This window comes from Hydrogenophaga sp. (assembly GCF_050182545.1).
Lineage (GTDB): Bacteria > Pseudomonadota > Gammaproteobacteria > Burkholderiales > Burkholderiaceae_C > Hydrogenophaga.
On sequence record NZ_JBFXCD010000007.1, the window covers coordinates 180,031 to 192,320 of the forward strand.

Consider the following 12,290-nt stretch of genomic DNA (forward strand, 5'->3'; position numbering starts at 1 on the left):
CTCTAGCCGAAAAAGGTGGCGCCGACCTGGAACAGCTTCTCGACCTCGCGCACCAGGCGCTTGTGCGGAATGAAGATGATGATGTGGTCGTCGGCCTCGATCACGGTGTCGTGATGCGGCATCAGCACCTCGGACTTGCGGCCCTCGCCGCGCACAATGGCGCCGATGCGCGTGCCCTTGGGCAGCTTCACCTCCTCGACCTTGCGGCCCACCAGCTTGCTGGTCTTCACATCTCCCCGGGCCACACCCTCCAGCGCTTCCGCGGCACCGTGCCGCAAGCTGTGCACGGCGGCCACATCGCCACGCCGCAGGTGGGCCAGCAGTTCGCCAATCACGGTCTGCGACGGTGAGATCGCGATGTCGATCGTGCTGCCCTGCATCATGTCGGCGTAGGCGCGGCGGTTGATCAGTGACATCACCCGGCCGGCCCCCATGCGCTTGGCCAGCATCGCCGACATGATGTTGTCCTCGTCGTCGCTGGTCAGGGCGAGGAACATGTCCATCTCGCCCACGTTCTCTTCCTGCAACAGGTCCTCATCCGCTCCGTCGCCCTGCAGGATCAGCATGCTCGATGGCAGCTGGCTGGCCAGGTACTCACAGCGCTTCGGGTCGCGCTCGATGAGCTTGACCTGGCACTGGCCCTGCAGTGAGCGCGCCAGCCGCAGGCCGACCTTGCCCCCGCCGGCGATCATGATGCGGCGCACCGGTTTGTCGATGTTGTGGATGGCGCCGAGCACGTAGCGGATTTTCTCGGTGTCGGCCAGCACAAACACCTCGTCACCCGCGAGGATGCGCGTCTGCTTGGTGGCCTCCATCTCGGTGTCGAGCCGGTACAGGGCCACCACGCGCATTTCGGCGTGCGGGAAGCGATCACGAAACTCGCCGATGGTGTGCCCCACCAGCGCACCGCCGTGCGTGGCGCGCATCGCGATCAGGCTGGCGCGACCATCGGCGAACTCCAGCACCTGCAAGGCCTCGGGATAGCTGATGAGCTGGTGGATGTAGCGCGTGACCGACTCCTCCGGGCAGATCACGTGGTCCACCGCGAAGCCGTTCTTGCCCATCAGTTCCTCGCCCTCGACAAACTCGGGCGAGCGCAGGCGGGCAATGGTGCTGGGCACGTTGAATATGTCGTGCGCGACCTTGCAGGCCACCAGGTTGGTTTCGTCGCTGGCGGCGCAGGCAATCACCATGTCGGCGTCCTTCGCGCCGGCCTCGCGCAGCACCGAAGGCTGTATGCCATTGCCCACCACCCCACGCAGGTCCAGCCGGTCCTCCAGCAAGCGCAGCCGGGACGGGCTCATGTCGATCACGGTGATGTCGTTCTGCTCGGAAGCCAGGTTTTCCGCAACGCTCTCGCCCACGCGGCCAGCGCCCAGGATGATGATGTTCATGGTCGCGGCATCATACGCCGGGCACCCTCCCGCTGAGCTGACAGTCAGGCCAGCGCGCGCTGGATGATGATCTTCTGCACGTCCGAGGTGCCTTCGTAAATCTGGCAGACCCGCACGTCGCGGTAGATGCGCTCGACCGGGAAATCGCTCACGTAGCCATAGCCGCCGAGCACCTGGATCGCATCCGAACAGACCCTCTCGGCCATCTCGCTGGCCATGAGCTTGGCCATGGCGGCCTCCTTCAGGCAGGGCTCGCCCGCGTCGCGCAATGCGGCGGCATGGTGGGTGAGCGCGCGCGCGGCCTCGATCTGCGTGGCCATCCCGGCCAGCCGGAAACCCACGGCCTGGTGGTTGAAAATCGCCTGGCCGAAACTCTCGCGCTGCTTGGCGTAGGCCAGCGCGCACTCGAAGGCGCTGCGTGCCATGCCGATGCTTTGCGCGGCGATGCCGATGCGCCCGCCCTCCAGGGCCGAGAGCGCGATCCGGTAGCCCTCGCCCTCGGCGCCGATCAGGTTCTCGGCGGGGATGCGGCAGTTCTCGAAGTTGATCTGCGCGGTGTCGCTGCTGTGCTGGCCCAGTTTGTCCTCCAGCCGCGCGACCACATAGCCCGGCGTGTCGGTGGGCACCGCGAAAGCGCTCATGCCCTTCTTGCCCGCGCCCTTGTCGGTCACCGCGATCACGATGGCGAGCTGGCCGTTCTTGCCGCTGGTGATGAACTGCTTGACGCCGTTGAGCACGTAGTCGCCGCCCTGCTTCACCGCGGTGGTGCGCAAGGCCGAGGCGTCCGAGCCCACATGCGGCTCGGTCAGGCAGAAGACACCGAGCATCTGGCCGGCCGCCAGCGGGCGCAGCCAGCGTTCCTGCTGTTGCGCATTGCCGTAGCGCATGAGGATCGCGTTGACCGGGCAGTTCGTGACCGAGATGGCGGTGCTGGTGCCGCCATCGCCCGCCGCGATCTCTTCCAGCACCACGGCCAACGTGACGTAGTCGAGCCCGGCGCCGCCCAGCGATTCGGGCACACAGATGCCGTAGGCGCCCAGTTCAGCCAGGCCCTTGTGCGCGTCTTTCGGAAAGTGGTGGGCCTTGTCCCACGCCGCGGCGTTCGGCCAGAGTTGCTCCTGGGCGAAGGCGCGCACGGCGTCCCGGATCATGAGCTGGTCCTGGTTGAGTGGCATGCGGGTGTCTTTCGGAAATGCGATGTCACCAGCTGGCGGCGCGCCGGCCATCGCGGTGAAGGAAGTGGCCATTGTCGTCGGCGGTGACCGAGGCGAGCGTGCGGCGCAGGTCGGCCACACTGCGTTCGGCCGTCAAAGGTGCCGACGGCCCGCCCATGTCGGTGCGCACCCAGCCCGGGTCGAGGGCGACGCAGGTGGCCCCCGGATAGCTGTGACGGGCACCCACCAGGGCCATGTTGAGCGCTGCCTTGCTCACGCGATACAGCCAGGCGCTGCTCGACGTGACCTCGCCAATCAGGCTCAGGCCGCTGGTGAGCACGGCGAACACGCCACCGGCCGCTGCCACCGCGGGCAACACCTGCGGCATGGCCTGCATCGCGCCCAGCACATTGGTGTGCATCACGCGATCAAAGGCTTCGCGGGTGGGTGGGGTCTGCGCATCACCACTGTCGTACACACCGGCCACGTACAGGGCCACGTCGACGGCCACGCCATCGAGCATCCAGGCCAGGCCGCTCACGCTCGCCGGGTCGGTCACGTCCAGTAGCAGCGCCTCGGCGCCGAGCCCGCGCAGCCGCTCCAGCCCGGCTTCATCGCGCGCGGTGGCGATCACGCGATCGTGCGCGGCGAGATACTGCTGCACGAAGGCCAGACCAATGCCGCGGGACGCGCCGATCACGAGCACGGTGGCCATGGCCGTGGCCTCAGAGCAGTTCGATGGCCATGGCCGTGGCTTCACCGCCGCCGATGCACAAGGTGGCCACGCCCTTCTTGCCACCACGCGCCTGCAGCGCGTGCAGCAGCGTGACCAGGATGCGCGCACCACTGGCGCCGATGGGGTGGCCCAGCGCGCAAGCGCCGCCGTTGACGTTGACCTTCTCATGCGGGATGTTCAGCTCGGTCATGAGCGCCATGGGCACCACGGCGAAGGCCTCGTTGATTTCCCAGAGATCGACTTCGTCTACCCTCCAGCCCGTCTTCTGCAACAGCTTCTGCGTGGCGCCCACGGGCGCGGTGGCGAACCAGTTGGGCTCCTGCGCGTGCGTGGCGTGACCGACGATGCGCGCCAGCGGCTTCGCGCCCAGTTGCTTCGCGGTGGATGCGCGCATCAGCACCAGCGCGGCGGCACCGTCGTTGATGGACGAGCTGGAGGCGGCGGTGATGGTGCCGTCCTTCTTGAACGCGGGCTTGAGGCCGGGGATCTTGTCGAGCTTGACCTTGCCCGGACCTTCGTCCGTGGCCACCACCCGTTCGCCGCTGCGGTCCTTCACGGTGACGGGCGTGATCTCTTTCGCGAAGGCGCCGCTGTCGGTCGCGGCCTTGGCGCGCGTGACCGAGGCGATGGCGAACGCGTCCTGCTGCTCGCGCGTGAAGCTGTACTTGGCGGCGCAGTCCTCGCCGAAGGTGCCCATGCTGCGGCCAGGCTCGTAGGCGTCTTCCAGGCCGTCGAGCATCATGTGGTCGTACACCTTGTCGTGGCCCATGCGGTAACCCCCGCGGCCCTTCTGCAGCAGATAGGGCGCGTTGGTCATGCTCTCCATGCCGCCGGCCACCATCACGGTGGCGCTGCCGGCGGCGAGCATGTCGTGCGCGAGCATCGTGGCCTTCATGCCGGAGCCGCACATCTTGGACAGTGTGACCGCGCCGGCCGACTTCGGCAGTCCGCCCTTGAACGCGGCCTGGCGCGCCGGTGCCTGGCCCTGGCCGGCCATCAGACAGTTGCCGAACAGCACTTCGTCCACCTGGTCTGGCTTCACGCCGCTGCGCTCCACGGCGGCCTTGATGGCGGCGCCGCCGAGATCGTGCGCGGACTGGCTGGCGAAGTCGCCCTGGAACGCGCCCATGGGGGTGCGGGCGGCGCCAACGATGACGATGGGGTCCTGGGACATGCGAAAGCTCCTGAAACGAAAGGAAAAGGAAGAAGGGAGAACCGGGGGGATCAGCTCTGGCGCACCGCGCCCACGCCGGCCACGGCGGCGCGGTAGACCGCGTCCATCTGCTCGTTGCCATCCACCGTCATGCGCATGTCGTGCAGCAGACCATCGCGCAGGCCATAGACCCAGCCGTGCAGCGTGAGCGACTGCCCGCGCGCCCAGGCATCCTGCACCACGGTCGTCTGGGCCACGTTCATCACCTGTTCGATGGCGTTGAGTTCACACAGCACGTCGGCGCGGTGCTGCTCGGGTGTGGCCCCCAGCAATGCGGCGTGGCGGTCGCGCACGTCCTTGATGTGGCGCAACCAGTTGTCGGCCAGGCCCACGCGCACGTCGCGCAGCGCGGCCTGCACGCCGCCGCAGCCGTAGTGGCCCACCACCATCAGGTGTTCCACCTTCAGCACGTCCACCGCGAACTGGATGGTCGAGAGGCAGTTGAGGTCGGTGGGCACCACCACGTTGGCAACGTTGCGGTGCACGAACACCTCGCCGGGCGCCAGATCGGTGATCTGGTTGGCGGGCACACGGCTGTCGGAACAGCCGATCCACATGTAGCGTGGGCTTTGTTGCGCCAGCAGGTCCGTGAAGAAGGTGGGCTTCTCACGCACCATGGACGCGGCCCAGGCGCGGTTGCGATCGAAGAGGTCCTTGAGTTCAGAAGTCATGGGTCGGTCTCGGGTTGTCAGGTGTTGCTTCAGCAGGTTTCGGCAAACAGCTCGCGGCCGATCAGCATGCGGCGAATTTCGCTGGTGCCGGCACCGATTTCGTAGAGCTTCGCATCGCGCCACAGGCGACCCAGCGGGTATTCGTTGATGTAGCCGTTGCCACCATGGATCTGCAGGCCCTCGCCCGCCATCCAGGTCGCCTTTTCGGCGGTCCACAGGATGACCGAGGCGCAGTCCTTGCGCACCTGGCGCACGTGTTCCGAGCCCAGCAGGTCCAGGTTCTTGGCCACCGTGTAGGCAAACGCACGACCGGCCTGCAGCACGGTGTACATGTCGGCCACCTTGCCCTGGATCAGCTGGAACTCGCCGATGCTCTGGCCGAATTGCTTGCGGTCGTGGATGTAGGGCACGACGTTGTCCATCACGGCCTGCATGATGCCCAGCGGCCCGCCGGTGAGCACGGCGCGTTCGTAGTCGAGGCCGCTCATGAGCACCTTCGCACCGTTGTTCAGGCCGCCGAGGATGTTGTCCGCAGGCACCTCGACGTTGTTGAACACCATTTCGCCGGTGTGGCTGCCGCGCATGCCGAGCTTGTCGAGCTTTTGCGCCGTGCTGAAACCCTTCATGCCCTTCTCGACGATGAAGGCGGTGACGCCGCGCGCGCCCATCTCGGGCTCGGTCTTGGCATAGACCACCATGGTGTCGGCGTCCGGGCCGTTGGTGATCCACATCTTGCTGCCGTTGAGCAGGTAGTAGCCCCCCTTGTCCTCGGCCTTGAGTTTCATGCTGATCACATCCGAGCCCGCGCCGGGCTCGCTCATGGCGAGCGCGCCCACGTGTTCGCCGCTGATCAGCTTGGGCAAGTACTTCTGTCGCTGCGCGTCGCTGCCGTTGCGCTTGATCTGGTTCACGCACAGGTTGCTGTGCGCACCGTAGGACAGGCCCACGCTGGCCGAGGCGCGCGAGATTTCTTCCATCGCGATCATGTGGGCCAGGTAGCCCATGTTCGCGCCACCGTATGCCTCTCCCACGGTGATGCCGAGCACGCCGAGATCGCCCATCTTGCGCCACAGGTCGATGGGGAACTGGTCGGCGCGGTCGATCTCGGCCGCGCGCGGCGCGATCTCGGCCTGCGCGAAATCGCGCACCGCGTCGCGCAGGGCGTCAATGTCCTCGCCAAGCTGGAAGTTGAGGCCGGGCAGGTTGGTCATGAAGGTCTCCGTGAAAGGTCGGGAAAGGGCAAAGGGCTTCAGCCCTGGATATTGTCGCGGCCGGTCACGGCCATGAGGGTGCAGCCCATGGTCGCGATCAGCTTTTCGCGCGCGCCGTCGATGGCGTAGGCGTGGCCCTCGCACACGGTCACCGTGCGACCGGGCTTGACCACGGTGCCGACCATGCGGAAGCGTTCGCCCTGCGCGGGGGCGAGCAGGTTGATCTTGAATTCGATGGTGAGCACCGCCGCTTCCACCGGCATCAGCGTGAAGCCGGCGTAACCACAAGCCGAATCGAGCGCGGTGGCCACCATGCCGGCGTGCAGAAAGCCGTGCTGCTGGGTCAGCGGCTCGGCCCAGGGCAGTGTGATTTCGACCCGGCCGGGCTCGACCACCGCCAGCGTCGCGCCCAGGGTGCGCATTGCGGCCTGGCGCGCGAAGCTCTCGCGGGTGCGGGCATCAAAGCCGGGGTTGCGGGGTTCGAAAGCAGGCATGTTCATGGTGTTTGCGCGGCGCGAAAATGACCTGCGATTCTATGTTGACGTTTACGTAAACGTCAATTCACGCCCATCTGGCGAAAGCCTTCGCAGGCATCGATTCCCCACACGCCTCACCGCCGCGAAAGGACCATCCGGGCGCAGGCGGGGCCGGAGCGGGAGACGAGCAGGCCGGGCACAGCCTCGCAGGAACGCTGCCGCCGGAGCGCGCGTCAGGCCGCCGTGCGACCCAGGAACAGCAGCCCCAGCGCCACGGCCGCCGGCAGTGCCTGCACGAACAAAATCTTGCGGCTGGCCGTGGCTGCGCCGTACAGGCCGGCGACCAGCACGCAGAGCAGGAAGAAAACCTTCACGCCAAAACCCTCGGAGCCGAGCCACAGGCCCCAGAGCAGTCCGGCGGCGAGGAAGCCGTTGTACAGCCCCTGGTTGGCCGCCAGCACCTTGGTGGCCGCGGCCGACTCGGGCGTCTGGCCAAACGCGCGCATGCCCATGGGCTTGTCCCAGAGGAACATCTCGAGCACCAGGAAATAGACGTGAAGGAGCGCGACAAGCGCGATGACAACACTGGCAACCAGGGACATGGCAGGACCTTTCCGATGCGGCCACCCCGGCCGCGCAACGCGGGAAGCTTAACCGGCCGACCCGGACCGAGCGCCTTTTTCGATCTTGCCCAGCAGGGCCCGTGCTTCCTTCTCGTGCGTCTTCACCTCGTCAAGGTTGGCCAGCAGATCAGCCATCTGTTCTTCCAGCTGACGGCGGTGCTCCGCCAGCACGGTGAGGAACTTGCGCAGTTGCGGCCCGGTGTCGCGCGGGCTGTCGTAGGTGTCGATGATGTCCTTGGCCTCGGTCAGCGACAGGCCCAGGCGCTTGGCGCGCAGCGTGAGCTTGAGGCGCGTGCGATCGCGGGCGCTGTAGACCCGGTTGCGCCCGCCCGGGCCTTCGCGCTGGGGTTGCAGCAGCCCCATGTCCTCGTAGAAGCGGATGGCGCGGGTGGTCAGGTCGAACTCGCGCGCCAGGTCGCTGATGGTGTAGGTCGGGTTCGTCGCCATGGGTTAATGCCCTGTTGTTGACGTTTACGTCAACGTCAGGCGGCGATCTTAACGGAATCAACCTCGGGCGGGCGCGGGCGCCCGATGCTTATTCGTCCAGTGGCACCGCCGCCTCGCGCAGCGCGCGCCGCCGCTGCGCGTGATCGGGCAACACGCTGGCGACCACGTCCCAGAACTGCGGGCTGTGGTCCATGTGGTGCAGGTGGCTGAGCTCGTGCACCACCACGTAGTCGATCATGTCCATCTTGAGGTGGATCAGGCGCCAGTTCAGGCGGATCGACCCGTCGGCGCTCGCGCTGCCCCAGCGCGTGCCGGCGCTGGACAGGCGCAGCCTGCTGTAGCGCACGCCCAGCTGCGGCGCGAAGTGGTCCAGGCGTTCGGTGAACAAAGCCTTGGCCTGTTTCATCAGCCAGGCTTGCGCGGCATCGCGGATCTGGGCCTCCTGCGCGCTGTGCGCCAGCCCCAGGCGCAAGGTCGCCACGCCGCCGGGCGCCGCGGCGGGCTCGAACAGTGCACCCACCTGCGTGAACGCATGCGTGGGATCCAGCGCCAGCCGCAGGCGCTCGCCGAGGTAGTCGAACTCCACGCCGTCGGCCCAGCGGATGCGCGCCTGCGCCATCTCGCCGGCGCGCTGGCGCGCGCTCTGCAGTTTCTCGAGCACCCAGGCCGACTTGTCGTGCAGCAGCGCCTCGACCTCGCCCACCGGCGTCCAGCGCGGCGCGCTCACGCTCAGGCCATCGGTGCTGACCGACAGGCCGATGGTGCGGCGCTTGCCGCGTTTGAACTCGTAGGCCACGTCACAGGCGCCCAGGCGCAGCATGCGGTTGGCGCGTGGGTGGTGCCAGGCCGCGGGCTGGAACACCTGCGTCATGGGCAGGGCCGGCGGCGCGTCCTCCGCCGGTGCCACCGGGGGAGGCGCGTGTCGAACCGGTTCGGGCGCGGGACCGCCGAGAAAATCGAGCGCCAGTTGCACGAAGACTTGCACGTCAACCTCAACCGCGAACTACCGCGTGTCTCGTCCAGCGAACACCGCGGAACCGGCTTTGCCGGGCCGCTGGTGTTGCCCCCTGGAGGGGGTCGCGCACAGCGCGGCGGGGGTGGTCATGTTCCATAGGCCTCGGGGTCGAGGCGGCGCATTTCCGCCTCGATCCAGGCCTCGACCTCGCGCATCAGCTCGTCGGGCTCGCGCCCCTGGCTCGGTATGGGCTGGCCGATGGAGAACTCCACCGTGCCGGGCTTCTTGATGAAGGCCTTGCGCGGCCAGCACTTGGCCGAGGTCACGGCGATCGGGATCACCGGAGCACCGGTCTCGACGGCCAGGCGCGTGCCACCGCTTTTGTAGGTGCCCTTCTGGCCACGCGGAATGCGCGTGCCCTCGGGAAACATGATCACCCAGGTGCCCTGGTTGAGCAGGCGCTGGCCCTGTTCGACCACCTTGTTGAAGGCCTGCGCCCGCTTGCTGCGGTCGATGTGGATCATGTCCATGCGCCCCATGGCCCAGCCGAAGAAGGGCACGTAGAGCAACTCCTTCTTGAAGACATAGGCCAGCGGGTGCGGCATCAACGTGGGCATGCAGAAGGTTTCCCAGGTCGACTGGTGCTTGAGCAGCAGGATGGCCGGCGCGGTGCTGCCCACCGGCAGGTTCTCGTAGCCGATGACCCGGTTGCGGATGCCCAGGATCAGCTTGCCGCTGGCCACCGCCAGCTTGAGCCAGCCAGCGCACATCCAGTAGATCTGCGTGCTGTTGAGAAAGGGCGCGGCCACGAGCACCGCCAGCGCCCACGGCACCACGGTCACGGCCATGAACAGGGTGTGCAGGACCGAGCGCAGCAGGTTGACGAAGATCATGGGTGGGACGGAGATGGGGTTCAGGTCGCGGGTTGCTCCAGCAACCAGTCGGCAAAGGCGTCGAGGTCGTCGTGGACGCGCGTGCCGGGTGGCAGGTCGGGCACGAGCGCGGCCAGATCGGCAGGCAGATGGCCACCCAGTCGACCACGCAGGTGTTCGGACTTGCCGGTCATCAGCAGGTGGGTCATGCAGCCCGCCGTCGCGGCGGCCTGCACGTGGCGCAGGGCGTTGCCGGCAGCATGCACCGCGGCCAGTGGCACGCCGAAACGTGCGCCGATCTGCGTGAACAGGCCGGGCGCTGGCTTGCGGCAGGCACAGGCGTCTTCCGGCGCATGCGGGCAGAAGCACACCGCTTCGACGCGCGCCCCGACCGCGGCGAGCTGGCGGTGCATCTTGGCGTGAATGGCGTTGAGCGAGGCCATGTCGAACAGGCCGCGCCCGATGCCGGACTGGTTGGTCGCCAGCACCACGCGCCAGCCGCCCTGGTTGAGCCGCGCCACCGCCTCGAGCGCGCCGGGCAGCGCCTCCCACTCCTCGGGCGAGGCGACGTAGTCGTCGCGGCTGCGGTTGAGCGTGCCGTCGCGGTCGAGGATGAGGAGTTTCATGGGGCAATCATGACGCGAGACGGGACAGATCGGCCACCCGGTTCATCGCGTCGTGCAATTGCTTGAGCAGGCCCAGGCGGTTGGCCTTGAGCGCAGGGTCGTCGGCGTTGACCATCACGCCGTCGAAAAAGGCGTCGACCGGGGCGCGCAGCGCGGCCAGGGCCTGCAGGCTGGCGGTGAAATCGCCTGCTTCGAACTTGGCATCGGCGGCGGGCACGGTGGCCAGCATGGCGTCGAACAGGGCGCGCTCGGCGGGCTCCTGGAACAGCGCCGGATTCACGGCTTCGCCCACGCCCTCGGACTTCTTGAGGATGTTGCCGATGCGTTTGTTGGCGGCGGCGAGGGCGGGGGCTTCGGGCAACGCCTGGAACTCGCGCACCGCGGCCAGACGGCCCGGCACAGTGGACCAGAAGCCGAGCTGGCGCGCATACAGCGCCGCGTCCACCTCGGCCACCGAATAGTCGCAGTCTTTGAGGTAGCCCTTGAGGCGCTCGATCAGGAACTCGTCGAGTTGCACCACGGTGTCTTGCAGCGCCCCATTGGGGAACACCGAGAACGCCAGGCGCGTGAGTTCATGGAACTGCAGCGGCAATCCGCCTTCGATCAGCATGCGGGCCACGCCCAACGCATGCCGGCGCAACGCAAACGGGTCCTTGTCGCCCGTGGGCAGGTTGCCGATGCCGAACATGCCCGCCAGTGTTTCGAGCTTGTCCGCCAGCGCCACCACCGTGCCCACGGCGTTGCGCGGCAGTTCGTCACCCGCGAAACGCGGTCGGTAGTGGTCCTCGATCGCAAAGGCGATGTCTTCGGAGAGGCCGTCGTGGCGCGCGTAGTAGCCGCCCATGATGCCTTGCAGCTCCGGGAATTCGCCCACCATGTCGGTCAGCAGGTCGGTCTTGGCGAGTTGCGCGGCGGTGTCGGCCTGCTTCGCAAGCACGTCGCCGCCGAGTTGCTGGCCGATGGCGCGCGCGATGGCTCTCACACGCTCGGTGCGCTCGCCTTGCGTGCCCAGTTTGTTGTGATAGACCACCTTGCCCAGGCCTTCGACACGCGAGGCCAGCGACTTCTTGCGGTCCTGGTCGAAGAAGAACTTGGCATCGGCCAGGCGCGGACGCACCACGCGCTCGTTGCCGCCGATCACCGCGCTTGGGTCGTCGGGCGTGATGTTGCTGACGACGAGGAATTGGTTCGTCAGCCGGCCCTGCGCGTCGAGCAGCGGGAAGTACTTCTGGTTGGCCTTCATCGTGAGGATGAGGCATTCCTGCGGCACGCCGAGGAACTGCGACTCGAATTCGCAGATGAGCACGTTGGGGCGCTCGACCAGCGCGGTCACTTCGTCCAGCAGCGCGTCGTCCTCGATCGGCTTCGCGCCGTTGCCCACCTTCGCGGCGGCGGCAGCCAGCTGGCGCGCGATCTCGGCCTTGCGCTCGGCGAACGAGGCGATCACCGCGCCTTGATCTTTCATCTGTTGTGCATAGCTGTCTGCTTCGCGAATGGCAAAGGCCTTGGGATCGCATTCGAAACGATGACCTTCGGTCATGCTGGAAGCCTGAAGGCCCAAAGCGCTCACACCCAGGATCGTCGAACCATGCAAAGCCAGCAGCCTGTGCGCGGGACGCACGAACTTCACGTCGCTCCAGCCATCCGCCAACTGGTACGTCATGACCTTCGGAATGGGCAGCTTGGCAATCGCCTCGTCGAGCGCTTTCTGCAATCCCACCGCCAGTTCCGCTCCGGGCGCCACGCTGTCGTAGAACAGCGCCTCGGCCTTGCCGTCGGGCGCGCGCTTGAGCCCCGCGACTGCGGACGCGTCAGCCCCCAGCGCAGCCAGCCGATTGAGCAGCGCGGGCGTGGGCTGGCCATTCGCATCGAGGCCCACGCTCACCGGCATGAGCTTCTGCGACACCGCCTT

Annotated in this window: 13 protein-coding genes; all 13 read right to left on the reverse strand. The window is 67.3% G+C overall.

From position 1 onward, the window contains the following. Nucleotides 1-2 precede the first annotated feature (2 nt). The gene (gene trkA / locus AB7P10_RS10180; RefSeq protein ID WP_428293728.1) at nucleotides 3-1,394 is read right to left on the reverse strand and encodes a Trk system potassium transporter TrkA; all 1,392 of its coding nucleotides are present in this window, start codon (nucleotides 1,392-1,394) and stop codon (nucleotides 3-5) included. Nucleotides 1,395-1,438: 44 nt separating this feature from the next. Then, nucleotides 1,439-2,569 carry an acyl-CoA dehydrogenase family protein gene (locus tag AB7P10_RS10185; protein ID WP_428293729.1) on the reverse strand — a complete coding sequence of 377 codons (1,131 nt, stop codon included), beginning with the start codon at nucleotides 2,567-2,569 and terminating at the stop codon, nucleotides 1,439-1,441. A gap of 25 nt (nucleotides 2,570-2,594) precedes the next feature. Then, the gene (locus AB7P10_RS10190) at nucleotides 2,595-3,263 is read right to left on the reverse strand and encodes an SDR family oxidoreductase (protein ID WP_428293730.1); all 669 of its coding nucleotides are present in this window, start codon (nucleotides 3,261-3,263) and stop codon (nucleotides 2,595-2,597) included. A gap of 10 nt (nucleotides 3,264-3,273) precedes the next feature. Then, nucleotides 3,274-4,458 carry an acetyl-CoA C-acyltransferase gene (locus AB7P10_RS10195; protein WP_428293731.1) on the reverse strand — a complete coding sequence of 395 codons (1,185 nt, stop codon included), beginning with the start codon at nucleotides 4,456-4,458 and terminating at the stop codon, nucleotides 3,274-3,276. Between the two features lie 50 nt (nucleotides 4,459-4,508). After that, complete coding sequence (can, locus tag AB7P10_RS10200) at nucleotides 4,509-5,168, reverse strand: carbonate dehydratase (RefSeq protein WP_428293732.1); 660 nt, start codon at nucleotides 5,166-5,168, stop codon at nucleotides 4,509-4,511. A 29-nt stretch (nucleotides 5,169-5,197) separates the two neighbouring features. Continuing rightward, complete coding sequence (locus AB7P10_RS10205; protein WP_428293733.1) at nucleotides 5,198-6,379, reverse strand: isovaleryl-CoA dehydrogenase; 1,182 nt, start codon at nucleotides 6,377-6,379, stop codon at nucleotides 5,198-5,200. A 38-nt stretch (nucleotides 6,380-6,417) separates the two neighbouring features. Then, nucleotides 6,418-6,879, reverse strand: coding sequence for a PaaI family thioesterase (locus tag AB7P10_RS10210; RefSeq protein ID WP_428293734.1), 462 nt, complete (start codon nucleotides 6,877-6,879; stop codon nucleotides 6,418-6,420). 209 nt (nucleotides 6,880-7,088) lie between these two features. Next, entirely contained in the window at nucleotides 7,089-7,457 is a 369-nt protein-coding gene (locus tag AB7P10_RS10215; RefSeq protein WP_428293735.1) for a DUF1304 domain-containing protein, read from the reverse strand. Nucleotides 7,458-7,505: 48 nt separating this feature from the next. Next, nucleotides 7,506-7,925, reverse strand: a complete 420-nt coding sequence (locus AB7P10_RS10220) for a MerR family transcriptional regulator (protein ID WP_428293736.1) — start codon at nucleotides 7,923-7,925, stop codon at nucleotides 7,506-7,508. Between the two features lie 88 nt (nucleotides 7,926-8,013). After that, nucleotides 8,014-8,910 carry a M48 family metallopeptidase gene (locus tag AB7P10_RS10225; protein WP_428293737.1) on the reverse strand — a complete coding sequence of 299 codons (897 nt, stop codon included), beginning with the start codon at nucleotides 8,908-8,910 and terminating at the stop codon, nucleotides 8,014-8,016. Between the two features lie 116 nt (nucleotides 8,911-9,026). Beyond that, on the reverse strand, nucleotides 9,027-9,773 hold the full coding sequence (locus AB7P10_RS10230; RefSeq protein WP_428293738.1) for a lysophospholipid acyltransferase family protein: 747 nt from the start codon (nucleotides 9,771-9,773) through the stop codon (nucleotides 9,027-9,029). Nucleotides 9,774-9,793: 20 nt separating this feature from the next. After that, nucleotides 9,794-10,378 (reverse strand): D-glycero-beta-D-manno-heptose 1,7-bisphosphate 7-phosphatase, encoded by a 585-nt coding sequence (gmhB, locus tag AB7P10_RS10235; protein WP_428293739.1) that lies wholly within the window; start codon nucleotides 10,376-10,378, stop codon nucleotides 9,794-9,796. Nucleotides 10,379-10,385: 7 nt separating this feature from the next. Beyond that, nucleotides 10,386-12,290 (reverse strand): glycine--tRNA ligase subunit beta (glyS, locus tag AB7P10_RS10240; protein WP_428293740.1); only part of this gene is annotated, 1,905 nt, incomplete at its 5' end.

What these genes read in the sequence shown, in the direction of transcription:
- trkA (WP_428293728.1), bottom strand. Translation starts at nt 1,394, where the DNA reads ATGAACATCATCATCCTGGGCGCTGGCCGCGTGGGCGAGAGCGTTGCG.
- AB7P10_RS10185 (WP_428293729.1), bottom strand. Translation starts at nt 2,569, where the DNA reads ATGCCACTCAACCAGGACCAGCTCATGATCCGGGACGCCGTGCGCGCC.
- AB7P10_RS10190 (WP_428293730.1), bottom strand. Translation starts at nt 3,263, where the DNA reads ATGGCCACCGTGCTCGTGATCGGCGCGTCCCGCGGCATTGGTCTGGCC.
- AB7P10_RS10195 (WP_428293731.1), bottom strand. Translation starts at nt 4,458, where the DNA reads ATGTCCCAGGACCCCATCGTCATCGTTGGCGCCGCCCGCACCCCCATG.
- can (WP_428293732.1), bottom strand. Translation starts at nt 5,168, where the DNA reads ATGACTTCTGAACTCAAGGACCTCTTCGATCGCAACCGCGCCTGGGCC.
- AB7P10_RS10205 (WP_428293733.1), bottom strand. Translation starts at nt 6,379, where the DNA reads ATGACCAACCTGCCCGGCCTCAACTTCCAGCTTGGCGAGGACATTGAC.
- AB7P10_RS10210 (WP_428293734.1), bottom strand. Translation starts at nt 6,879, where the DNA reads ATGAACATGCCTGCTTTCGAACCCCGCAACCCCGGCTTTGATGCCCGC.
- AB7P10_RS10215 (WP_428293735.1), bottom strand. Translation starts at nt 7,457, where the DNA reads ATGTCCCTGGTTGCCAGTGTTGTCATCGCGCTTGTCGCGCTCCTTCAC.
- AB7P10_RS10220 (WP_428293736.1), bottom strand. Translation starts at nt 7,925, where the DNA reads ATGGCGACGAACCCGACCTACACCATCAGCGACCTGGCGCGCGAGTTC.
- AB7P10_RS10230 (WP_428293738.1), bottom strand. Translation starts at nt 9,773, where the DNA reads ATGATCTTCGTCAACCTGCTGCGCTCGGTCCTGCACACCCTGTTCATG.
- gmhB (WP_428293739.1), bottom strand. Translation starts at nt 10,378, where the DNA reads ATGAAACTCCTCATCCTCGACCGCGACGGCACGCTCAACCGCAGCCGC.